Below are 20136 nucleotides of genomic sequence, written 5' to 3' on the forward strand. Positions count from 1 at the left end.
ATGGTACACTGCGGTTATCAGTGGCATGTACCACAGTACGCAACCGTAGGAGTTCACATGGCCCGTGGCGGCATTACCAAAGCACTGGTGCAGATCGCGCGCACCGCAATTCTGGCGCGCGGCGAACACCCGAGCATCGACGCAGTACGCATCGAAATGGGCAACACCGGCTCGAAAACCACCATCCACCGCTATCTGAAAGAGCTGGATGATGGCGCGCAACCGGCTGAGGCCTCCGCTGAGCCGATCGATGATGAGCTGACCGCCCTCGTCTCTCGCCTCGCGCAACGTTTGAAAGAGCAGGCACAGGAGCCCATCGAGCAGGCGCGCGAACAGTTCGAGGCGCAGCAGGAAGCACTGGAAGCAGAGCTTGCGCAGACGCGTCAGGCACTGGAAAAGCTCGAGCACGAGCACGACATTCAAGGCGCTGCACTGGAGCGCGAATCCGAATCACTGAGCAGCACGCGCTCGATGCTGCAAACCGAACAGACGCGCAATGCCGGTCTCAATCAGGCTTTGGCCGACTTTGAATTGCGCCTGCAGGACAAGGATGAGCAGATCCGCTCGCTGGAAGAAAAGCACTTGCACGCCCGCGATGCGCTGGAGCATTACCGCAACGCCAGCAAAGAACAGCGTGAGCAGGAACAGAACCGCCACGAAGGTCAGGTGCAGCAGATTCAGGCCGAGCTGCGTCAGGCACAACAAAGCGCGCTGATGCGTCAGGACGAGATCACGCAACTGCATCGCGACAATGAACGCTTGCTGACCGAAAACCGTGGCACCCAGCGCGAACTGAGCCTGCTGCAGGATCAGCTCAAGCAGAGCAATCTGCGCCAGGATCAGTTGCTCGAACAAGCCACTCGCGTCGACAGCGAACGCACCCTCCTCCAGGAACGCCTGCGCGTCGCCTCGCTGGAGAGCCAGGCACTCAAGCAGAGCGTCGAGGAGCAAACGCAGCTCAACCAATCACTTGAAAAGGAATTGACGAAGGCCCAGGCCAGTCTGGAAGAAAGCCAGCGTCTGGCGGCTGCCGTTGCGGCAGCCCCAGAACCGAAAGGCGCTTAAGCGCTGACCGGTGTACGCATGGTGACAAACTCTTCGGCGGCCGTCGGGTGCACCCCGATCGTGTCGTCGAAGTCACGTTTGGTCGCGCCAGCCTTCAACGCGATCGCCAGCCCCTGGACGATTTCGCCGGCATCGGGGCCGACCATGTGGCAACCGAGGACCTTGTCGGTCTTGCCATCGACGACCAGCTTCATCAGGGTCTTCTCTTGACACTCGGTCAACGTCAGCTTCATGGGCCGGAAGCGGCTTTCGAAAATCACCACCTCATGGCCTGCTTCGCGTGCCTGCTCTTCGGTCAAGCCGACCGTGCCGATGTTCGGCAGGCTGAACACCGCCGTCGGAATCATCTTGTAGTCCACTGGACGGTAATGCTCCGGCTTGAACAGACGCCGCGCCACGGCCATGCCTTCGGCCAGCGCCACCGGCGTCAGTTGCACACGACCGATCACATCGCCCAGTGCCAGAATCGACGGCTCAGTGGTTTGATACTCGTCGTCGACCTTGATGAAACCTTTGTCGTCCAGCTGCACACCGGTGTTTTCCAGGCCCAGATTATCCAGCATCGGACGACGACCTGTGGCGTAGAACACGCAGTCGGACTCCAGAACGCGACCATCCTTGAGGGTGGCGTTCAGACTGCCGTCAGCCTGCTTGTCGATCCGCGCGATGTCGGCATTGAATTGCAAGTCCATGCCGCGCTTGGTCAATTCTTCGTGCAAGTGCTTGCGCACCGCACCATCGAAACCGCGCAGGAACAGATCGCCGCGATACAACAGCGTGGTATCCGCGCCCAGGCCATGGAAAATCCCCGCGAACTCGACCGCGATGTAACCGCCGCCGACCACGAGCACGCGCTTTGGCACCTCTTTGAGGAAGAATGCCTCGTTGGAGCCGATAGCGTGTTCGCTACCGGGAATCTCCGGAATCTGCGGCCAGCCGCCGGTCGCGATCAGAATGTTTTTCGCAGTGAAGCGCTCGCCGTTCACCTCGACCTCATGTGGGCCGATGATTTTTGCGTGCGCTTCGTGCAGCGTCACGCCGCTATTGACCAGCAGATTGCGATATATGCCGTTGAGGCGATTGATCTCGCGATCCTTGTTGGCAATCAGCGTCGCCCAGTCGAAATTCGCTTCGCCCAGGTTCCAGCCGAAACCCGATGCCTGCTCGAAGTCTTCGGCGAAGTGCGCGCCATACACCAACAGCTTTTTTGGCACACAGCCAACGTTGACGCAGGTGCCGCCCAGATAACGGCTCTCGGCCACCGCCACTTTCGCGCCGAAACCCGCCGCAAACCGCGCTGCGCGCACACCGCCGGAACCGGCACCAATCACATACAGATCAAAATCGTAGGCCATTTCTATCTCCTGGGCAGGCGCTCAGCATACCCGCAGGCGCTGATTGGGCAAGCATTGCGGATGATATGGGGGCACAAAACGAAAAAACCCGCCGAAGCGGGTTTTTCCTGCAGACCGGTCAAGCGCTCTTAGTAAGCCTTGCCCGTCTTGTAGAAGTTCTCGAAGCAGAAGTTGGTCGCTTCGATGTAGCCTTCGGCGCCACCGCAGTCGAAACGCTTGCCTTTGAACTTGTAGGCCATCACGCAGCCGTTCTGGGCTTGCTTCATCAGGGCGTCGGTGATCTGGATTTCGCCACCCTTGCCTGGCTCGGTCTGTTCGATCAGATCGAAGATGTCCGGCGTCAGGATGTAGCGACCGATGATCGCCAGGTTCGACGGCGCGTCTTCCGGCTTTGGCTTCTCGACCATGCTGTGTACGCGGTAGATGTCGTCGCGGATCATTTCGCCGGCGATGACGCCGTACTTGCTGGTTTCCTGCGGGTCGACTTCCTGGATCGCAATGATCGAGCAGCGGAACTGCTTGTACAGCTTGACCATCTGGGTCAGCACGCCGTCGCCTTCGATGTTGACGCACAGGTCATCCGCCAGCACCACGGCGAACGGTTCGTCACCGATCAGTGGGCGACCGGTGAGGATCGCGTGGCCCAGACCTTTCATTTCAGTCTGACGGGTATAGGAGAAGGAACACTCGTCGAGCAGCTTGCGGATACCGACCAGGTATTTCTCTTTGTCGGTGCCTTTGATCTGGTTTTCCAGCTCGTAGCTGATGTCGAAGTGGTCTTCCAGAGCACGTTTGCCACGGCCGGTCACGATGGAGATTTCCGTCAGACCAGCGTCCAGCGCTTCTTCAACGCCGTACTGGATCAGTGGCTTGTTTACCACCGGCAGCATTTCTTTAGGCATGGCTTTAGTCGCTGGCAGGAAGCGAGTACCGTAACCGGCTGCTGGGAACAAGCATTTCTTGATCATATAAGTCCTTGAAAAGGCTGTGTGTACGAGTTTCGGCGCAGTCTAATCAGGCGGCGTGCACCTTACAATGCCCCGCACTGGCTAACCGATGCCAAGATAGAGAAATATTCTTGCCGATAGTTCCATCCGGTTTTTCAGCAGCGTACTCAGCGTAGCTCAAGAACCGGACAAGCCGGATCACCATACCCTGATCAGCCCCCAAAGTGCGCATTTGCCGGTATCATGGCGACTTTGAACCAGCGAACGAGACAGATAGATGGCTGCGGTAAAAATCGTCAACGGGTATGTGATCGACAAGAAAGACGGCAAGTGGACGCTGACCACCACCAATGGCGAGCACATCGCCGGGCCTTTCGACAGCGAGCAAATGGCTACCGACGTGGCGTCAGTATTCACCGACACGCCAGCGTCGGCCAAGCGCCGCGGCAAGGATCAGGACTGATCGGCCGAGCCACGCCCCAAGCCCTGCCATCGAGCAGGGCTTTTTCATGCCTGCGTGCAAAGAAGTGGCCAATCGCTATAACCTTTTCAACGCGGCGCTGTCAGAGCGACTAGCCCCTCTCGTGAAGACCTGAACATGACCCTGAAAAACTTGCTGTCTCTCCTCGCAGTATTGACCCTGGCCGGCTGTGCCACCTCACGCCCCGCCTATCTGAACAACGGCGAACAAGGCCTGGCGATCGATTGCTCCGGCGAAGCCAATTCCTGGGCGATGTGTTACGAAAAGGCCGATGCGTCGTGTGCCGGCACCGGTTATCGCATCGTTGGCACGGACGGCACGCCCGCCCCCACGGAAGATGACAAGACCCTGGGCGTAGACGTCGGCAACTACAAAAACCGCAGTGTCATCGTGGTATGCAAATAACCACTACATGTGAATCTCGGCGAATTTGATCCCGAGCCCGCGGACAACCTCGATCAAATCGTCGAGACGGCTGAACGATTCGACTTCGTCGTTATCGTCGACCAGAAAATAACTGCGGCCGGCGCTTTTCTTGAAAAACACGATCCATTCGCCCGGATTGGCCGGGTTCTGGATGACATGGGTCGCAGAGATAAGGCCCTCTGCATGGCGCTCCCGAACGTGCTCTCGCTTCATCGCGACTCCAGAAATGACAATGCCGTCACAGCATCACTGCGACGGCATCGGTGCTGACGACGACAAGTCTATCAGCCGGAAATACAGGCGTTGGCGGCTTTTTGCACATCATGCGGACGCACTGGCACATTCGACATGCGCTCGTGCAATTTGATGCTGCTGCCGCCAGAGCGGTCTTCGATATCGAAGACCGCCGCCGGACCGGTGGACAGTTTGCCCGGCACGATCACTCGCACGCCTTCCTTGTGCGGCTGCACTTGCAGCGCGCCGCGGCTGTCGGCCAGCTTTTCGGCAAGGCATTCGGCATATTCCTGGGGCTTCTTGCCGGAGATTACGCTCATGGTCGGCAACGTTTCATTGATCTCGGAAACGTTCGCACAACCACCGACAGCCAATATCAACGGCAGACACACCACACCCCACTTCATACAAAACCTCCGTTAAAGACCGTCCGACAGCACAAACGCTGTTTTTCTCCGACGCCTTTTGCATTTAACCCGCATCCGATTGCGAATATCTGTTCAAAATTGTCAAACCGATGCCCGACGGCCAGATAATAACCCGTGCGGGCTGATAAACTGCGCTCATCGACAAGCTATCGTTTTGATTTTGTAGCAAAAGCCCTTCTGGAGGCGCCCATGAAATTCATCCATCAGCGCGAACACCTCAACGAAGACGACATCGTCGTCATCCAGTGCTCGCAAATGTGCAACATTCGTTTGATGAACGACGCCAACTTCCGCAGCTTCAAAAATGGCGGCCGCCACACTTATCATGGCGGCGCCTTCGATACGTTCCCGGCCCGCATCACCGCGCCGAGCACCGGCTTCTGGAACATCACTATCGATACGGTCAACCGCCGCGCGATCAGCGTGACGCGCAAGCCGACGCTGACGCACTCGATCAAGATCATCCGTCGCTCCAGCACTAAACTGAGCTGAGACGCGCACCTTATTCAGAAAAGGAAACATGACCGTGGCGCAGAAGACCAAATACGTCATCAAGTACAAGCTCGACGGGGAGCAACGTTTCGAGTTCGCTGAGCTTGAACGCGGCACTGAAGAGGAAGCAGAAGCGGCGCTGAAAAAAATGCACACAGACGAAACGGTCAGTGACATCAAGGTCAGCAAAGCGCTGTAATCGATATCATGCAGCCCGACCTCTTCGCTGATCACGAACCCATCCAGCAGGCCCGAGCCGAGCAGATCGGCGAGCAGGCGTGGGTGTTGCGCGGGTTTGCCTTGCCAGAGGTTGATCAACTGCTATCGGCGCTGGACAGTGTTCTCGCTGCCGCCCCGCTTCGGCACATGATCACACCCGGCGGCTTCAGCATGTCGGTCGGCACCAGCAGCTGCGGCGGCCTGGGCTGGATCACCGATCGCAAGGGTTATCGCTATTCAAGCGTCGATCCGCTGAGCGGCTTGACCTGGCCTGCGTTACCCTCGGTATTCGCCGAACTGGCGCGCACCGCAGCAACGCAAGCGGGGTTCACTGACTTTGCCGCCGATTCCTGCCTGATCAACCAATATGTCCCGGGCGCGAAAATGTCATTGCATCAGGACAAGGACGAAAAGGCCTACGCCGCGCCGATCGTTTCGTTGTCGCTGGGTTTACCGGCGATGTTTCTGTTCGGCGGCTTCGAACGCAGTGACAAGTGCCAGCGAATCCCGCTGCTGCATGGCGACATGGTGATCTGGGGCGGCGTTGATCGCTTGCGTTTCCACGGCGTGTTGCCGATCAAGCCGGGCTATCATCCGCGCTTGGGCGAACGACGCATCAACCTGACCTTTCGCGTCGCCGGCAGCGCCTGAAAGTTTGACCGCAAGGCCCGGAGTGTCGAGGCAATCGACACCAGTTAACCTGAATCAAACAGGTCAACGGATTACCCCCATGGACACGCTCGCCAACACCATCAGCATCGAAACCGATCCGCGCTGGGCCGCTGTGGTGGCCCGCGACTCGAAAGCGGACGGGCAATTCGTCTATGCGGTAAAAACCACAGGTGTCTATTGCCGGCCAAGCAGCCTTTCGCGCCTGCCGAAACCGCACAACGTCGAGTTTTTCGATACGGCCGAGCAGGCCGAGGCCGCAGGCTACCGAGCCAGCAAACGCGCTGGCAAGGATCAGAGTGATGTTGCCGCCCAGCACGCAGCGACTGTCGCCATCGCCTGCCGGAATATCGAAGCTGCCGAGACATTGCCGGGGCTCAGCGAACTGGCGCGGACCGCAGGCCTGAGTCCATTTCATTTCCATCGCATATTTAAAGCCGCGACGGGATTGACGCCCAAGGGTTACGCCGCGGCTCATCGCGCGCGCAAACTGCGTCAGCACCTGGCAAACGGTGGCTCGGTAACAGAGGCGCTGTACGACGCAGGATTCAATTCCAATAGCCGCTTTTATGAGTCAGCCGACCAATTACTCGGGATGAAACCCGGCGATTACCGCGCCGCGGGGAAGAACAACGATATTCGCTTCGCCGTCGGCCAGTGTTCGCTTGGCGCGATTCTGGTCGCGCAAAGCGAACGGGGGGTTTGCGCAATTCTTTTGGGGGATGATCCGCATCAACTGGTGTGCGACCTGCAGGATCAGTTTCGCCAGGCCAACCTGATCGGCGCGGATGCCGGGTTCGAGCAACTGATCGCCAGAGTCGTCGGGTTTGTCGAAGCGCCAGCCATGGGCCTGGACCTACCGCTTGACGTGCGCGGCACGGCTTTTCAGGAGCGCGTATGGCAAGCGCTGCGGGAAATCCCGCCGGGGCAAACGGCCAGTTACGCGCAAATCGCTCAACGCATCGGTGCGCCGACGTCGATGCGCGCGGTGGCCCAGGCTTGTGGGGCCAACCGCCTGGCGGTGGCGATCCCGTGCCACCGCGTGGTCCGCAGCGATGGCAACCTTTCAGGCTATCGCTGGGGTGTTGAGCGCAAGCGGCAGTTGCTGGAGCGGGAAACGCAGCCTTAGCGCCTGGCTCTCGGTAATGTCAGCGATTGACATCAACCACAACACGTCCGCGCAGTTGCCCGGCCAGCAGCTGCGGTGCCGCGTCGATGGCTTCACTCAGGCCGATCTCACGACTGATCAAGCTCAGCAGCGAGAAATCCAGATCCTTGGCCAGCCGCTCCCATGCTTGCACCCGTCGCGCTTTCGGCTGGGTCACGCTGTTGATGCCGGCAAGGGTCACGCCGCGCAAAATAAACGGCGCCACGGATGCCGGGAAATCCATGCCTTGCGCCAGTCCGCAGGCAGCGACGGTACCCTCCGAGCGAGTGCTGGCGCAGGCATTGGCCAAGGTGTGACTGCCCACTGAATCGATGACCGCTGCCCAGCGCTCCTTGGCCAACGGCTTGCCCGCTTCGGACAGCGTCGCGCGGTCGATGATTTCACTGGCGCCCAATTGCTGCAGATATTCATGCTCGGACACGCGTCCGGTGGACGCCACAACCCGATAACCAAGTTTGCTCAGCAGCGCGATGGCGAAGCTGCCGACGCCGCCATTGGCGCCGGTGACCAGCACCTCACCCTGGGCTGGCGTCACACCATTGCGTTCGAGCGCCAGAATGCACAGCATCGCGGTGTAACCGGCCGTTCCAATCGCCATGGCCTGCGCCGCTGTAAAAGCCGTGGGTAATGGAATCAACCAGTCGCCATTCAGCCGCGCTTTCTGCGCCAGACCACCCCAGTGACTTTCACCGACACCCCAGCCATTGAGCAGCACCTGATCACCGGCCTTGTAATCCGCATGGGAGCTGTGTTCCACGGTGCCGGCCAGATCGATCCCCGGCACCATCGGAAACTTGCGCACGACAGGGCTGCTGCCGGTAATTGCCAGACCATCCTTGAAGTTCAGCGTGCTGTAGGCGACAGCTACCGTAACGTCACCTTCCGGCAATTGCGCTTCGTCGAGCTGCTGCAGATTGGCGCGGTAACCGCTGTCGTCTTTATCGATCACAATGGCGTTGAACATGACTGCCTCGCATGACTGTTTTTTGAAGTTCGTGTTCTGGAATAACACATCGAAACACATTGCCACATTCGACCATGGGCCAGACGGCAAATCTGCCGGGTGTTTCCATGGCGGGCGACTATGCTTTTTCGACGGTGGCGGGTTCGCTGCTGTTTCTCAAGAAAGCGGTCTGTCGATGGAGCTGACAATGCCTTATCCGCGCTGGTTTTTCGTGTTGTTGCTGCTTTGCCTGTCCGCACTCGGGAATGCCTGGGCGGCACCTGCCACCGACGCCACGAGCGAGCCGACATGGCCGCAGGTAATCAGCAGTGGCAAAGCGAAACTGACGGTGTATCAGCCGCAACTCGACAGCTGGGACGGCTATACGCTGAACGCTCGCGCAGCCGTCGAGGCCACGGCGGCCGATGGCAAATCGACTTACGGCATCGTCCAGTTCAGCGCACACACGCTGGTCGACAAGGCCACACGCTGGGTCGCGCTCGATCAGTACAAAATCATCAAGGCCGATTTCCCCGCCGATGCCATCCAGGCCGACACCTGGATTGCCGTGCTGCAAAAAGACGCCGCGAACCGCAAGAAAACCATCTCGCTGGATCAGCTCGAAGCGGCTGTCGGCGTGCTGTCGGCCGAGCAGAAGGTCGAAAGCGCACCGCTGGAAAATTCGCCTCCAGACATCATCACATCCGATGTTCCCGCCCTGCTCGTCTATATCGACGGCGACCCGGCTTATCGACCGGTTGAGGGTACTTCGCTGCAACGGGTGATCAACACCCGCCCGTTGCTATTGAAGGACGCGCAGGGCAAACATTACCTGCACGTCTTCGATGGCTGGATGGTCGCCGGGCAAATTGGCGGCGCCTATACACGCCTCGCCCAGCCAATGGCAGAACTGGAAGCTGCCAAACACGCCGCGATCAAAACCCGGCAAGTGGATCTGCTGACCGGGCAGAGCGACCCCAAAGACAAGATTCCGAGCCTGGCCAAACCGCCGCAGCCGAAAATTTTCGTCGCGACGGCACCCACCGAATTGCTGGTCACTGACGGCGCCGCACAGTGGACGCCGATACAAGGCACCGGCCTGTTGTATGTCAGCAATACCACCGGGCACATCTTCAAGGAAATCGGCGACCAGAACAGTTACGTGCTGATCTCTGGACGCTGGTTTCGCGCGACCGACATGCACGGCCCGTGGACATTTACCCCGGCAGACAAATTGCCGGCAGACTTCGCCAACATCCCCGATGACAGTCCGAAAGAAAACGTCAAAGGCTCAGTAGCAGGTACGCCGCAAGCTCAAGAGGCCGCTATTGCCGCCACCATTCCACAGACCTCGGCAATCAAGAAAAGCGCAGTGAAAATGACCGCGCCACAGTTCGACGGCGAACCGCAGCTCAAAGCTATCAACAACACTGCGCTGCAGTATGTCGTTAACAGCGCCACACCAATCATTCGCATCGATAACGACAACTGGTACGCGGTGGAAAACGGCATCTGGTTCAGCGCGGCCACGGTCAACGGGCCTTGGGTCGTCGCCAGCTCGGTGCCGGCGGTGATCTACTCGATACCGCCGAGTTCACCGATGCATTACCTCACCTACGTCAAAGTCTACGAATCCAGTGGCGATACGGTGGTGGTTGGTTACACACCGGGCTATCAGGGCTCGAATGTCGATCCCGCCACGGGCGTGGTGGTTTATGGCACCGGTTATCCGTATACGCCGTGGGTCGGCAACGTCTGGTACGGCCCGCCGGTGACCTACGGTTTCGGTGTTGCGATCCGTTATACGCCGTGGACCGGCTGGACCTTCGGCTTTGGATTCGGCTGGAGCTGGGGCGGCAGTACCGTCGCTATGGGTTGGGGCTGGGGCGCCTATCCATGGTGGGGCAATTACGGTTGGGGCTACGCCTGGGGACCCCATCTGTATCCCGCACCACTGGCGTGGGCCGGCGCGGCGTATGGGTATCGCGGCAGTGCCATAGCGTGGGGGCCGGGAGGCTGGGCCGGCACCACTGGCAACATTTACCATCAATGGGGCGACCGGGCCACGGTCAGCCGGTATGGTGCCGGCTATAACGCGTGGACGGGCAATCGCTGGGCTGGTCAGGTGGGCGCTTCCTACAACTCCCGCACCGGGGTCGCCGCCGCCGGACAAAGAGGCGCCGTACACAACGTCTATACCGGCAACTACGCCGCCGGGCGCAGCGGTGTCGCGGTCGGGCCGAACGGCGGCGCCATTGCTGGCCAACGGGTCACTGCCGGCAATGCGCGCAATGGTACGCAAGTCACCGCCAATCGCGGTGCGGTGTACAACCCCAACACCGGCAACACCACACAATATGGTGGTGTACGCGGCCGCAATGGCGGGGCCGCGCACGTCGGCGACAACGTCTATGCGGGGCGCGACGGCAACGTCTACAAAAAGACCGACGGTGGCTGGCAACCGGTGAACCGGGGCGGCACGACACGTCCTGCGACCCACAACAATGCACAATTACAGAACCTCGACCGGGATTCCGCTGCGCGTAACTTCGGCAACCAGCGGACCAACAATTTTCACAACTCATCGCGTGTGATGAATCGCTCATTTGGCGGTGGCGGTGGCGGGCTCCATCGGCGCTGAAAAACTGCACGGGTTGTTCTCAATTTCGAACTGGCTCGAAACGCGCTTTTGCTGTTACAAACCGCTTTTGCCGTCCCTGCCCGCTTCCTCGTTCGGAGAAATTCCCCCATGAGCCAATGGCCAGACACTCGCATCATCGATTTGCTCGGCATTGAATTACCTATCATTCAAGGTCCGATGGCCGGCGCGACGAATTCGTCGATGGTGATCGCCGTGTGCAACGCTGGTGGATTGGGATCGATGCCGGCGGCGATGCTGAGCATCGAGCAATTGCGCCAAGAGCTCAAAACCATTCGCCAGCACACGAGCAAGCCATTCAACGTCAATTTTTTCTGTCATCAGCCGCCGGTGGCCGATGAGCAACGCGCACGCGAATGGAAAAACCTGCTGGAGCCGTACTACCGCGAACTGGGCATAGACTTTGACGCACCGACGCCGGTGTCCAATCGCGCGCCGTTCGATGCGGCAGCTTGCGAAGTGCTGGAAGAGTTCCGGCCCGAGGTGGTGAGTTTCCATTTCGGCCTGCCAGAAAAATCTCTGCTGGAGCGGGTCAAGGCTACCGGGGCAAAAATCCTTTCATCGGCCACTACGGTCGATGAAGCTGTCTGGCTGGAACAGCACGGTTGCGATGCGATCATCGCCATGGGCTATGAGGCTGGCGGTCATCGTGGCATGTTTCTAAGCGATGACTTGAGCAGTCAGGTCGGCACGTTTGCCTTGGTGCCACAGGTGGTCGATGCGGTAACAGTCCCGGTGATCGCCGCAGGCGCGATTGCCGATGCGCGCGGCGTGGCGGCGGCACTCATGCTTGGCGCCTCGGCCGTACAGGTCGGCACCGCTTACCTGTTTACCCCCGAAGCAAAAATCAGCGCCAGTCATCACAAGGCATTGCACACCGCCAAGGAAAGCGAAACCGCGATCACTAATCTTTTTACCGGCCGGCCGGCGCGCGGGATTCTCAATCGGGTAATGCGCGAACTCGGCCCGATGTCGGCTCAAGCACCGGCGTTTCCCTTGGCTGGCGGAGCACTGATGCCTTTGCGCGCGGCGAAAGAAGAACAGTTTGCCAACCTCTGGGCCGGTCAGGCGTTCACACTCGGCAAGGACATGGACAGTGCTGAACTGACCCGACAGTTGGCTGAAGGCGCACTGGCTAAACTCAAGCGTCCTTGACGAGATACAGAACATTTCCTGTTTGGCTCGATTTCGCTATATATTTCCGTATATAGCGAACTCACAGTCGCCGCGCGGCAGCTCTCAATAAAAGTGCTGCGAGCGTACGAGCCAACAACGGAGCTGTTACATGACCATTCGTGCCTCACGTTTTGCCCCCGCCTGCCTGGCGTCTCTCATCGCAGTGTTCGCCAGCAGTGGTGCTTTGGCTGATGAGGTCCAGGTGGCCGTGGCCGCGAATTTCACCGCGCCGATCCAGGCCATCGCCGCCGACTTCGAAAAAGACACCGGCCATAAACTGGTTGCAGCCTACGGCGCCACCGGCCAGTTCTATACGCAAATCAAGAACGGCGCGCCGTTCGAAGTGTTCCTCTCCGCTGACGACACCACCCCAGAAAAACTCGAAAACGAAGGCGACACCGTCAAGGGCTCCCGCTTCACTTATGCTGTAGGCACTCTGGCGCTGTGGTCGGCTAAAGAAGGTTACGTCGATGGAAAAGGCGATGTTCTGCAGAAAAACCAGTACCAGCATCTGTCCATTGCCAATCCGAAAGCGGCGCCCTATGGCCTTGCGGCGACTCAGGTACTGGCAAAACTGAAACTGACCGAAGCCACCCAAGCCAAACTGGTTGAGGGACAAAACATCACCCAGGCTTATCAATTTGTCTCGACCGGCAATGCCGAACTGGGTTTTGTCGCCCTGTCGCAGATCTACAAGGACGGGAAAGTCAGCAGCGGTTCGGCATGGGTCGTGCCTGCCGACATGCACGATCCGATCAAACAGGACGCGGTGATTCTGAACAAAGGCAAAGACAATCCCGCCGCCCAGGCACTGGTCGAATACCTCAAAGGCCCGAAAGCCGCTGCGGTGATCAAGTCCTACGGTTACCAACTCTAAATGGCGCTGACGAGTGCAGATTTCGCAGCGATCTGGCTGACCCTGAAACTGGCGTCCGTCACCACGGCGATCCTGTTGGTGATCGGCACACCGATTGCCCTGTGGTTGTCGCGCACCCGCTCCTGGTTGCGTGGCCCGATCGGGGCAATCGTCGCCCTGCCTCTGGTGCTGCCGCCCACCGTGATTGGCTTTTATCTGTTGCTGATGATGGGTCCGAACGGTTTTCTCGGCCAATTCACCCAATGGCTGGGCCTGGGCACGCTGACTTTCAGCTTCACGGGACTGGTGATCGGTTCAGTGATTTATTCCATGCCGTTCGTGGTGCAACCTCTGCAGAACGCCTTTTCGGCCATTGGCCAACGTCCACTCGAAGTCGCCGCTACCCTTCGCGCCGGTCCCTGGGACACGTTTTTCAGCGTGACGATGCCTTTGGCTCGACCCGGTTTTATCACCGCAGCGATCTTGGGCTTTGCGCATACCGTCGGTGAGTTCGGCGTAGTGCTGATGATCGGCGGCAACATCCCCGACAAGACACGTGTGGTTTCCGTGCAGATCTACGACCACGTCGAAGCCCTCGAATACGCCCAGGCCCACTGGCTGGCGGGGGCAATGCTGATATTTTCGTTCCTGGTATTGCTGGCGCTGTACTCCAGCCGCAAGACCCGAGCGGGCTGGAGCTGAGTAATGATCGATGCTCGTTTGAAAACCGTCTGGCCGGGGTTCAGCCTCGACGTCGACCTGCACTTGCCGGGCCGCGGCGTGACTGCACTTTACGGACCTTCCGGCTCCGGCAAGACCTCCTGCCTGCGTTGTATCGCCGGACTCGAACGCGCCGGGCAAGGCTTTGTTGAGGTTAACGGCGAGGTCTGGCAGGACAGCGACAATGGCATTTTCGTCCCGCCGCACAAGCGAGCAATCGGCTATGTATTCCAGGAAGCGAGCCTGTTCGCGCATCTGTCGGTCATGGCCAATCTGCAGTTCGGCCTCAAACGTATTGCCAAATCGCAGCGTCAGGTCGAGATAACGCAAGCCACCGAACTGCTGGGCATCGCGCATCTGCTGGAACGCCACCCAGAGCATTTGTCCGGCGGTGAGCGACAGCGTGTCGGCATCGCCCGCGCGTTGCTCACCAGTCCGAAATTGCTGCTGATGGACGAACCGCTGGCCGCTCTCGACAGCCAGCGCAAAAACGAAATCGTGCCTTACTTGCAGCGCCTGCATGACGAATTGGACATTCCGGTGCTGTACGTCAGCCATGCCCAGGACGAAGTGGTGCGGCTGGCCGATCACCTGGTGTTGCTCAGCGAAGGCAAGGTGTTGGCCAGCGGCCCGATAGGCGAAACCCTCGCACGGCTGGATTTGCCGCTGGCAATGGGCGATGACGCCGGGGTGATTATCGAAGGCCAGGTCAGCGCTTACGATGTGCAATATCAATTGCTGAGTCTGCAACTGCCGGCCACCGAAATGAGCATTCGCGTCACGCATGCACCCATGGCGCTCGGCCAGGCTCTGCGCTGCAAGGTGCATGCGCGGGACATCAGCCTGGCGCTGCATGACAGCGAAGCCAGCAGCATTCTCAATCGATTGCCCGTCACGGTGGTAGGCGAGCAAGCAGCCGACAACGCCGCTCACGTGCTGATTCGTCTTGATGCGGGCGGCACGCCGCTGCTTGCACGCATCACCCGTTACTCCAGAGACCAATTGAACGTGCAGCCGGGTCAGCGGTTGTGGGCGCAGATCAAAGCGGTCGCGGTGCTTGCCTGAATCATTTGGCACGACGGCAACGGCGTGCGGTCAATGATTTTACTGACCGCTGCCACCCAAGGACCTTGCCATGCCCGACACCGAGCTGACTGCTGCACTGCCATCCGACCTGCATTACGTCGATGACTCCCAGCCCGGTATCACTCGCAAGAAACTGCGCGGCAAGTTCTGCTACTTCGAGCCCTCGGGCCAGCGCATCACTGATCCGGATGAAATCAAACGGATCAACGCTCTCGCGGTGCCGCCGGCCTACACCGATGTCTGGATCTGCCCGGACCCGTGCGGTCATCTGCAAGCCACCGGCCGCGATGCGCGCGGTCGCAAGCAGTATCGATACCATGCGCGCTGGCGTGAGGTGCGCGACGCCGACAAGTATTCGCGGCTGCGCGATTTCGGTCTGGCACTGCCAAAGCTGCGCAAGCAACTCGAAGCGCTGCTGGCGGCGCCCGGCTTCAGCCGCGACAAGGTCATGGCCACCGTCATCACTTTGCTCGACGCTACGCTGATTCGGGTCGGCAACACGCAATATGCCCGCGACAACCGTTCTTACGGGCTGACCACCCTGCGCAGCCGTCACGTCGAGGTCAACGGCAGTGCAATCCTCTTCCAGTTTCGCGGCAAGAGCGGCATTGAACACCAGATCACCGTCAAGGATCGGCGCCTGGCGCGCATCATCAAGCGCTGCCTGGAGATTCCCGGGCAAAACCTGTTTCAGTATCTGGACGAAAATGGCCAGCGCCACTCCGTCACCTCGTCAGACGTCAACGCCTACCTGAAAACGCTCACCGGCGCTGATTTCACCGCCAAGGATTACCGCACCTGGGCTGGTAGCGCTTTGGCGCTGTCGACATTGCGTGAACTGCAATGGGAATCCGAGGCCGAGGCAAAACGGCACGTAGTGGATATGGTGAAAAGCGTCGCCAAACAGTTGGGCAATACCCCGGCGGTGTGCCGCAAGTGCTACATCCACCCCGGCGTCGTTGAAAAATTCATGCTCGGCGCCCTTGCCGAACTGCCGAAACCGCGCGTACGCAAGGGCCTGCGGGCCGAAGAAGTGGCGCTGGCGATGTTTCTTGAACAGATGATTGAGATGGCGGACGCCAGTTGTTGAGGCCTGGCTTGAACCGGCAGCCGACACATTGAATTGTCTATTTTTTGCGCAATCGCCACAGGCTTCTATAGTTGTATGACACGAATCAGTTGCGGTGGCGCCATGGAAGACGTTTTCGTCGTGCAGCGTTGCAACAAGATCATCATTCACGGCCGCCGCGCCGGCGATAGCCAACAACCACCCGCTCAAGCGCAGAGCTGGTTTCGAATCCGCGACACGCGCACTGGCGGCTTCATCGGCGATGGCTACGACAAAGAGCACGACGCCCAAAACGAATGTAGTCGGCTTAACGCTGTCAGTGCCCCGTCAGTTCCCCGCCAGCCCTGCGCCTGATATCGATCAAAAGCGGGTCTATACTGAAACCAGCTGAGGGAGCAGCGCCCCACGGCATGAGGCTCGCCAACGCGGGCTTTTTGCTGCCATTCAGCTACATAGAACGGAGGTGTTCCATGTCCGAAAAAGAGTCCATCACCACCCTCCTCACCCTGCTCGACGCTCGCCAGGCCCGGCTCGCCGCCGCCTGCAAGGAAATTGCCGACTGGGTCGATCACCAAGGCGGCCATCCCACCGCCCTGCGCATCCGCGACCGGCTCAACGACATCGAAAAGGACGCTCCGCTGATTCGCAACACGCTATCGACGTTGAAACCTGTCGATCGACCCTTGCCTCGCTTCAGATGACCGCGATTGAGCAAGCGGACATGGGGTTTGCTGTACGAGCGGTGACGCCGCAGTCACCGCCAGCTTGCTTGCGTGCGAGGATTTTTTTCCCTTCCTGATCGGCCACCTGCCGGTGGACATCGCTTTTAACTTCCCAACCAGCCCCACGCGTTATTCCCGTAGCACAATCCAGCCAGGCAAAGATGAACATACGTTCACCGCAAGTACCAACGAAAGCGTCTAGCCTGCGGGATCCAACATAGTGACTACAGGAGTTACCCACCATGTTCTCGCACGAAAGCATTGCGCTGATTACGCTTTTTTCAGTTCTGGTTGCGGGCGTGCTTGCGGCGGTTCTGCATCCGCTGCATGCGCTCGCGAGCTGGATACGCAGGCGCAGGATAAAGTCCACTCGACTCACCAAAGAGATGAATTCGCGCTCAATCTGATAACCGATAAGCAAAAAAAGGGCTTGCATGAGATACCTCATGCAAGCCCTTCATATTCATGGTGCCCGAAGCCGGAATCGAACCGGCACGCCCTTACGAGCGGGGGATTTTAAGTCCCATGCGTCTACCAGTTTCGCCATTCGGGCGGTAGCGCGGTGCTGCTGTGCCCTGCTTCATGCTAACAATCCTGGCAGGATGCAGCGCCTGAAGCAGTGCGGGAAATATATACATCACTTCCCGCTGAAGCAAGTTTGCAACGGCTGTATTTCAAGACTGAATCTTGCAGCGCGGTGCAAATAAAAAAGCTCCGTAAATCATGGATCTACGGAGCTTGTTTAAAGTGGAGGCCGAGGTCGGAATCGAACCGGCGTAGGTGGATTTGCAATCCACTGCATAACCATTTTGCTACTCGGCCTCAAAGCATTTGCTGTCAGTAGCACAACAACAAATACGTAAAACTTGGAGCGGGAAACGAGACTCGAACTCGCGACCCCGACCTTGGCAAGGTCGTGCTCTACCAACTGAGCTATTCCCGCTTGGTGATGCGCATTCTATAGAATTAAGAAGGTCCGTCAACCCCTTGATTCAAAAAACTTTTATTTCTTTTCCACATCAGTCTTCAGATGCGGCCAGGCGGCGCGAAGGTATTGAACCATCGACCATAACGTCAGGCCCGCAGAGACCATCAGCAAGGCGTAACCCAATACGACCCAGAAGCTGAAGTCCTTGGGATTGGCCAACAGGATCACCAATGCGAGCATCTGTGCAGCGGTTTTCCATTTACCCAGATTGGAAACGGCCACATGAGCACGGGCGCCGAGTTCGGCCATCCACTCACGCAATGCCGAAACGACAATTTCGCGACCGATGATCACTGCTGCCGGCAACGTAAGCCAGAGATTGCCATGTTCCTGTACCAGCAGCACCAGCGCCACGGCAACCATGAGTTTGTCGGCTACCGGATCGAGAAACGCGCCGAACGGCGTGCTCTGCTCCAGGCGACGGGCCAGATAACCGTCCAGCCAGTCGGTCGCTGCCGCGAAGGCAAACACCGAGGCAGAGGCCATGTAACTCCACTGATAAGGCAGATAGAACAGCAAAATGAAGATCGGAATGAGCAGGACGCGTAGAACGGTAATCAGATTAGGGATATTCATCGGCACAACTGGCTACGAGGTGAGGGGGCATTCTACTCGCTATGCAGGTTCGCATAAATCGACTCTGCGAGCTTTTTACTGATCCCCGGGGCTTTGGCGATCTCTTCGATGCTTGCACGAGACAGCTCCTGCAATCCACCAAAATGTTTCAACAGGTCACGACGGCGGGTCGGACCAACGCCGGCGACGCCCTCAAGCGTAGACGTACGGCGGGTTTTGCCACGGCGCGCGCGGTGACCGGTAATTGCAAAGCGGTGTGCCTCGTCGCGAATCTGCTGAATAAGATGCAGCGCTGGCGAGTCACCGCGCAAGGTGAACTCATGCGCTGCATCATTCAGATACAACGTTTCGAAGCCGGCCTTGCGGGTTGCGCCCTTCGCAACGCCGAGCAGGATCAGATCCGGCACAGCCAGTTCATTGAGCACATCGCGCGCCATCGATAGCTGGCCCTTGCCACCGTCCACCAAAAGGATGTCCGGTAGCTTGCCCTCGCCTTCCTTGAGTCTACTGAAGCGCCGCGTCAGTGCCTGGTGCATGGCGGCGTAATCGTCACCGGCCGTGACGCCTTCGATGTTGTAGCGCCGGTAGTCCGACTTGATTGCGCCTTCAGGGCCGAACACCACGCAGGAAGCCACCGTTGCTTCACCGCTGGAATGGCTGATGTCGTAGCATTCCAGACGCTGCGGCGGCTCATCCAGATTCAGCACTTCGGCCAACGCCTCGAAACGCGCTGCGGTGTGCTGACGGTTGGCCAGACGCGCTCCCAACGCCTGCTCAGCATTGGTGACAGCCAGTTGCTGCCAGCGTGCACGCGTACCGCGAACCCGATGACTGATCGCCAACTCGCGGCCGCGCAGCTCATGAATGGCCTCGATCAGCGCCGGAAAGTCTTCATGCACCACGTTGACGATCAGTTCACTCGGCAAATCGCGCTCGGGACTGCTGATGAAGTATTGGCCCAGAAACGCCGCCATGACTTCCGAAACGTCTTCTTCGATGCCCACTTGCGGGAAGAAATTCTTGCTGCCCAGCACGCGCCCGCCGCGGACGCTGATCAGATGCACGCAGGCGCCACCGGGGTTGACGAAAGCCGCAATGACATCGATATCGCCCGTGCCGCCCTCCATGCTTTGCTGGTCCTGAACCCGCCTCAGCAGTGCGATCTGATCGCGCAGTTCGGCGGCTCGCTCGAACTCCAGATTGATCGCCGCCTCTTCCATTGCCGTCGATAGCTCATTGGTCAAGGCGTGACTGCGACCTTCAAGAAACATCACCGAGTGGCGCACGTCCTCCGCATACACCTCTGGCTCGACCAGCCCCACACAAGGCGCCTTGCAACGCTTGATCTGATATTGCAGGCACGGACGCGCACGGTTCTTGTAGTAGCTGTCTTCACACTGACGAACGAAAAAGGTTTTTTGCAGAAGGCTCAGGCTTTCTCGGATGGCCCCGGCACTCGGATAGGGACCGAAATACTTGCCCTTGGCTTTTTTCGCTCCGCGATGAATGCTCAGGCGCGGGAACTGACCATCGGAGAGAAACACGTAGGGGTAGGATTTGTCGTCGCGCAACAGAATGTTGTACGGCGGACGCCATTCCTTGATCAGCGTTTGTTCAAGCAACAGCGCTTCGGTCTCGTTCGCCGTGATGGTCGTCTCGACCTGCGCAATGCGTCCGACCAGTGCTGCCGTCTTAGGCGCCAGGCCGGTTTTGCGAAAGTAGCTGGCCAGGCGTTTCTTCAGGTTCTTGGCTTTGCCGACGTATAACAGTCGCGCATCACTGTCGAACATGCGATAGACGCCTGGGCGTCCGCTGACGGTCGACAGGAATGCACTGGAATCGAATGTTTCAGTCATA

23 protein-coding genes and 3 tRNA genes are annotated in these 20136 nt (G+C 58.9%); 15 read left to right on the forward strand and 11 right to left on the reverse strand.

Annotation, left to right across the window (positions count from 1 at the left end; all coding sequences use genetic code 11):
- The first annotated feature begins 57 nt into the window (after positions 1 to 57).
- Entirely contained in the window at positions 58 to 1065 is a 1008-nt protein-coding gene (locus ACGSLL_RS02125) for a DNA-binding protein (protein WP_394502700.1), read from the forward strand.
- On the opposite strand, the gene gorA is transcribed toward ACGSLL_RS02125, so the two are convergent.
- Together gorA and galU are read right to left on the reverse strand one after the other, a co-directional pair.
- The gene (gene gorA / locus ACGSLL_RS02130) at positions 1062 to 2420 is read right to left on the reverse strand and encodes a glutathione-disulfide reductase (RefSeq protein ID WP_394502702.1); all 1359 of its coding nucleotides are present in this window, start codon (positions 2418 to 2420) and stop codon (positions 1062 to 1064) included. The genes ACGSLL_RS02125 and gorA overlap by 4 nt on opposite strands.
- A 128-nt stretch (positions 2421 to 2548) precedes the next feature.
- On the reverse strand, positions 2549 to 3388 hold the full coding sequence (galU, locus tag ACGSLL_RS02135) for a UTP--glucose-1-phosphate uridylyltransferase GalU (protein ID WP_394502704.1): 840 nt from the start codon (positions 3386 to 3388) through the stop codon (positions 2549 to 2551).
- Positions 3389 to 3644: 256 nt separating this feature from the next.
- Between galU and ACGSLL_RS02140 the strand changes: the two genes are divergently transcribed.
- Both ACGSLL_RS02140 and ACGSLL_RS02145 read left to right on the forward strand, forming a co-directional pair.
- Positions 3645 to 3830 (forward strand): hypothetical protein, encoded by a 186-nt coding sequence (locus tag ACGSLL_RS02140; RefSeq protein ID WP_008082671.1) that lies wholly within the window; start codon positions 3645 to 3647, stop codon positions 3828 to 3830.
- 135 nt (positions 3831 to 3965) lie between these two features.
- The gene (locus ACGSLL_RS02145) at positions 3966 to 4253 is read left to right on the forward strand and encodes a hypothetical protein (RefSeq protein ID WP_394502707.1); all 288 of its coding nucleotides are present in this window, start codon (positions 3966 to 3968) and stop codon (positions 4251 to 4253) included.
- A 3-nt stretch (positions 4254 to 4256) separates the two neighbouring features.
- Here ACGSLL_RS02145 and ACGSLL_RS02150 read toward each other — a convergent pair whose 3' ends face one another.
- Both ACGSLL_RS02150 and ACGSLL_RS02155 read right to left on the reverse strand, forming a co-directional pair.
- Complete coding sequence (locus ACGSLL_RS02150) at positions 4257 to 4487, reverse strand: hypothetical protein (protein ID WP_039762740.1); 231 nt, start codon at positions 4485 to 4487, stop codon at positions 4257 to 4259.
- 71 nt (positions 4488 to 4558) lie between these two features.
- Positions 4559 to 4915, reverse strand: a complete 357-nt coding sequence (locus tag ACGSLL_RS02155) for a hypothetical protein (RefSeq protein ID WP_090283264.1) — start codon at positions 4913 to 4915, stop codon at positions 4559 to 4561.
- Positions 4916 to 5125: 210 nt separating this feature from the next.
- Here ACGSLL_RS02155 and ACGSLL_RS02160 point away from each other — a divergent pair, with 210 nt between their 5' ends.
- The 4 genes from ACGSLL_RS02160 (at position 5126) to ada (ending at position 7445) form a co-directional block, all read left to right on the forward strand.
- Positions 5126 to 5428, forward strand: a complete 303-nt coding sequence (locus ACGSLL_RS02160) for a DUF1883 domain-containing protein (RefSeq protein ID WP_007912251.1) — start codon at positions 5126 to 5128, stop codon at positions 5426 to 5428.
- 28 nt (positions 5429 to 5456) lie between these two features.
- Positions 5457 to 5627: a hypothetical protein gene (locus ACGSLL_RS02165; protein ID WP_394502711.1), complete on the forward strand. Its 171-nt coding sequence runs from the start codon at positions 5457 to 5459 to the stop codon at positions 5625 to 5627.
- A gap of 8 nt (positions 5628 to 5635) precedes the next feature.
- The gene (gene alkB, locus ACGSLL_RS02170; protein ID WP_394502712.1) at positions 5636 to 6298 is read left to right on the forward strand and encodes a DNA oxidative demethylase AlkB; all 663 of its coding nucleotides are present in this window, start codon (positions 5636 to 5638) and stop codon (positions 6296 to 6298) included.
- A gap of 79 nt (positions 6299 to 6377) precedes the next feature.
- A complete protein-coding gene (ada, locus tag ACGSLL_RS02175) occupies positions 6378 to 7445 on the forward strand; it encodes a bifunctional DNA-binding transcriptional regulator/O6-methylguanine-DNA methyltransferase Ada (RefSeq protein WP_394502714.1) in 1068 nt (355 codons plus the stop codon).
- Between the two features lie 19 nt (positions 7446 to 7464).
- Here the strand turns inward: ada and acuI are convergent, their stop codons facing one another.
- Entirely contained in the window at positions 7465 to 8448 is a 984-nt protein-coding gene (gene acuI / locus ACGSLL_RS02180) for an acrylyl-CoA reductase (NADPH) (RefSeq protein ID WP_394502716.1), read from the reverse strand.
- Between the two features lie 187 nt (positions 8449 to 8635).
- On the opposite strand from acuI, the gene ACGSLL_RS02185 reads away from it, so the two are divergent.
- The 8 genes from ACGSLL_RS02185 to ACGSLL_RS02220 all read left to right on the forward strand — a co-directional run bounded on the left by ACGSLL_RS02185 (position 8636) and on the right by ACGSLL_RS02220 (position 16694).
- Positions 8636 to 11068, forward strand: a complete 2433-nt coding sequence (locus ACGSLL_RS02185) for an autotransporter (RefSeq protein ID WP_394502718.1) — start codon at positions 8636 to 8638, stop codon at positions 11066 to 11068.
- A gap of 108 nt (positions 11069 to 11176) precedes the next feature.
- Positions 11177 to 12241, forward strand: a complete 1065-nt coding sequence (locus ACGSLL_RS02190) for an NAD(P)H-dependent flavin oxidoreductase (protein ID WP_394502720.1) — start codon at positions 11177 to 11179, stop codon at positions 12239 to 12241.
- 130 nt (positions 12242 to 12371) lie between these two features.
- Positions 12372 to 13139 carry a molybdate ABC transporter substrate-binding protein gene (gene modA, locus ACGSLL_RS02195; RefSeq protein ID WP_394502722.1) on the forward strand — a complete coding sequence of 256 codons (768 nt, stop codon included), beginning with the start codon at positions 12372 to 12374 and terminating at the stop codon, positions 13137 to 13139.
- Positions 13140 to 13820, forward strand: coding sequence for a molybdate ABC transporter permease subunit (modB, locus tag ACGSLL_RS02200; protein ID WP_394502725.1), 681 nt, complete (start codon positions 13140 to 13142; stop codon positions 13818 to 13820).
- 3 nt (positions 13821 to 13823) lie between these two features.
- Positions 13824 to 14903 carry a molybdenum ABC transporter ATP-binding protein gene (modC, locus tag ACGSLL_RS02205; RefSeq protein ID WP_394502727.1) on the forward strand — a complete coding sequence of 360 codons (1080 nt, stop codon included), beginning with the start codon at positions 13824 to 13826 and terminating at the stop codon, positions 14901 to 14903.
- Positions 14904 to 14973: 70 nt separating this feature from the next.
- Positions 14974 to 16014 carry a DNA topoisomerase IB gene (locus ACGSLL_RS02210; protein ID WP_394502729.1) on the forward strand — a complete coding sequence of 347 codons (1041 nt, stop codon included), beginning with the start codon at positions 14974 to 14976 and terminating at the stop codon, positions 16012 to 16014.
- 102 nt (positions 16015 to 16116) lie between these two features.
- A complete protein-coding gene (locus tag ACGSLL_RS02215) occupies positions 16117 to 16347 on the forward strand; it encodes a hypothetical protein (RefSeq protein WP_394502731.1) in 231 nt (76 codons plus the stop codon).
- A gap of 116 nt (positions 16348 to 16463) precedes the next feature.
- Entirely contained in the window at positions 16464 to 16694 is a 231-nt protein-coding gene (locus ACGSLL_RS02220) for a hypothetical protein (protein WP_394502733.1), read from the forward strand.
- Here ACGSLL_RS02220 and ACGSLL_RS02225 read toward each other — a convergent pair.
- From ACGSLL_RS02225 to uvrC, 6 genes are all read right to left on the reverse strand, one after another.
- Positions 16687 to 17151 carry a hypothetical protein gene (locus ACGSLL_RS02225; RefSeq protein WP_394502735.1) on the reverse strand — a complete coding sequence of 155 codons (465 nt, stop codon included), beginning with the start codon at positions 17149 to 17151 and terminating at the stop codon, positions 16687 to 16689. The two genes, ACGSLL_RS02220 and ACGSLL_RS02225, sit on opposite strands and share 8 nt — an antisense overlap.
- 30 nt (positions 17152 to 17181) lie before the next feature.
- Positions 17182 to 17268, reverse strand: a tRNA-Leu gene (locus ACGSLL_RS02230).
- Positions 17269 to 17463: 195 nt separating this feature from the next.
- Positions 17464 to 17537, reverse strand: a tRNA-Cys gene (locus ACGSLL_RS02235).
- Between the two features lie 45 nt (positions 17538 to 17582).
- Positions 17583 to 17658 (reverse strand) — tRNA-Gly (locus ACGSLL_RS02240).
- 60 nt (positions 17659 to 17718) lie between these two features.
- Complete coding sequence (pgsA, locus tag ACGSLL_RS02245; protein WP_016984200.1) at positions 17719 to 18279, reverse strand: CDP-diacylglycerol--glycerol-3-phosphate 3-phosphatidyltransferase; 561 nt, start codon at positions 18277 to 18279, stop codon at positions 17719 to 17721.
- Positions 18280 to 18311: 32 nt separating this feature from the next.
- Complete coding sequence (gene uvrC / locus ACGSLL_RS02250) at positions 18312 to 20135, reverse strand: excinuclease ABC subunit UvrC (protein ID WP_090283252.1); 1824 nt, start codon at positions 20133 to 20135, stop codon at positions 18312 to 18314.
- Position 20136 lies beyond the last annotated feature (1 nt).

The sequence above is a fragment of the Pseudomonas retamae genome, assembly GCF_043496865.1.
GTDB lineage: Bacteria > Pseudomonadota > Gammaproteobacteria > Pseudomonadales > Pseudomonadaceae > Aquipseudomonas > Aquipseudomonas retamae.

What these genes read in the sequence shown, in the direction of transcription:
- ACGSLL_RS02185 (WP_394502718.1), top strand. Translation starts at nt 8,636, where the DNA reads ATGCCTTATCCGCGCTGGTTTTTCGTGTTGTTGCTGCTTTGCCTGTCC.
- gorA (WP_394502702.1), bottom strand. Translation starts at nt 2,420, where the DNA reads ATGGCCTACGATTTTGATCTGTATGTGATTGGTGCCGGTTCCGGCGGT.
- uvrC (WP_090283252.1), bottom strand. Translation starts at nt 20,135, where the DNA reads ATGACTGAAACATTCGATTCCAGTGCATTCCTGTCGACCGTCAGCGGA.
- modC (WP_394502727.1), top strand. Translation starts at nt 13,824, where the DNA reads ATGATCGATGCTCGTTTGAAAACCGTCTGGCCGGGGTTCAGCCTCGAC.
- acuI (WP_394502716.1), bottom strand. Translation starts at nt 8,448, where the DNA reads ATGTTCAACGCCATTGTGATCGATAAAGACGACAGCGGTTACCGCGCC.
- ACGSLL_RS02215 (WP_394502731.1), top strand. Translation starts at nt 16,117, where the DNA reads ATGGAAGACGTTTTCGTCGTGCAGCGTTGCAACAAGATCATCATTCAC.
- ACGSLL_RS02160 (WP_007912251.1), top strand. Translation starts at nt 5,126, where the DNA reads ATGAAATTCATCCATCAGCGCGAACACCTCAACGAAGACGACATCGTC.
- ACGSLL_RS02225 (WP_394502735.1), bottom strand. Translation starts at nt 17,151, where the DNA reads ATGCAAGCCCTTTTTTTGCTTATCGGTTATCAGATTGAGCGCGAATTC.
- alkB (WP_394502712.1), top strand. Translation starts at nt 5,636, where the DNA reads ATGCAGCCCGACCTCTTCGCTGATCACGAACCCATCCAGCAGGCCCGA.
- ACGSLL_RS02165 (WP_394502711.1), top strand. Translation starts at nt 5,457, where the DNA reads ATGACCGTGGCGCAGAAGACCAAATACGTCATCAAGTACAAGCTCGAC.
- ACGSLL_RS02145 (WP_394502707.1), top strand. Translation starts at nt 3,966, where the DNA reads ATGACCCTGAAAAACTTGCTGTCTCTCCTCGCAGTATTGACCCTGGCC.
- galU (WP_394502704.1), bottom strand. Translation starts at nt 3,388, where the DNA reads ATGATCAAGAAATGCTTGTTCCCAGCAGCCGGTTACGGTACTCGCTTC.
- ACGSLL_RS02125 (WP_394502700.1), top strand. Translation starts at nt 58, where the DNA reads ATGGCCCGTGGCGGCATTACCAAAGCACTGGTGCAGATCGCGCGCACC.
- modB (WP_394502725.1), top strand. Translation starts at nt 13,140, where the DNA reads ATGGCGCTGACGAGTGCAGATTTCGCAGCGATCTGGCTGACCCTGAAA.
- ada (WP_394502714.1), top strand. Translation starts at nt 6,378, where the DNA reads ATGGACACGCTCGCCAACACCATCAGCATCGAAACCGATCCGCGCTGG.
- pgsA (WP_016984200.1), bottom strand. Translation starts at nt 18,279, where the DNA reads ATGAATATCCCTAATCTGATTACCGTTCTACGCGTCCTGCTCATTCCG.
- ACGSLL_RS02210 (WP_394502729.1), top strand. Translation starts at nt 14,974, where the DNA reads ATGCCCGACACCGAGCTGACTGCTGCACTGCCATCCGACCTGCATTAC.
- modA (WP_394502722.1), top strand. Translation starts at nt 12,372, where the DNA reads ATGACCATTCGTGCCTCACGTTTTGCCCCCGCCTGCCTGGCGTCTCTC.
- ACGSLL_RS02220 (WP_394502733.1), top strand. Translation starts at nt 16,464, where the DNA reads ATGTCCGAAAAAGAGTCCATCACCACCCTCCTCACCCTGCTCGACGCT.
- ACGSLL_RS02140 (WP_008082671.1), top strand. Translation starts at nt 3,645, where the DNA reads ATGGCTGCGGTAAAAATCGTCAACGGGTATGTGATCGACAAGAAAGAC.
- ACGSLL_RS02155 (WP_090283264.1), bottom strand. Translation starts at nt 4,915, where the DNA reads ATGAAGTGGGGTGTGGTGTGTCTGCCGTTGATATTGGCTGTCGGTGGT.
- ACGSLL_RS02190 (WP_394502720.1), top strand. Translation starts at nt 11,177, where the DNA reads ATGAGCCAATGGCCAGACACTCGCATCATCGATTTGCTCGGCATTGAA.
- ACGSLL_RS02150 (WP_039762740.1), bottom strand. Translation starts at nt 4,487, where the DNA reads ATGAAGCGAGAGCACGTTCGGGAGCGCCATGCAGAGGGCCTTATCTCT.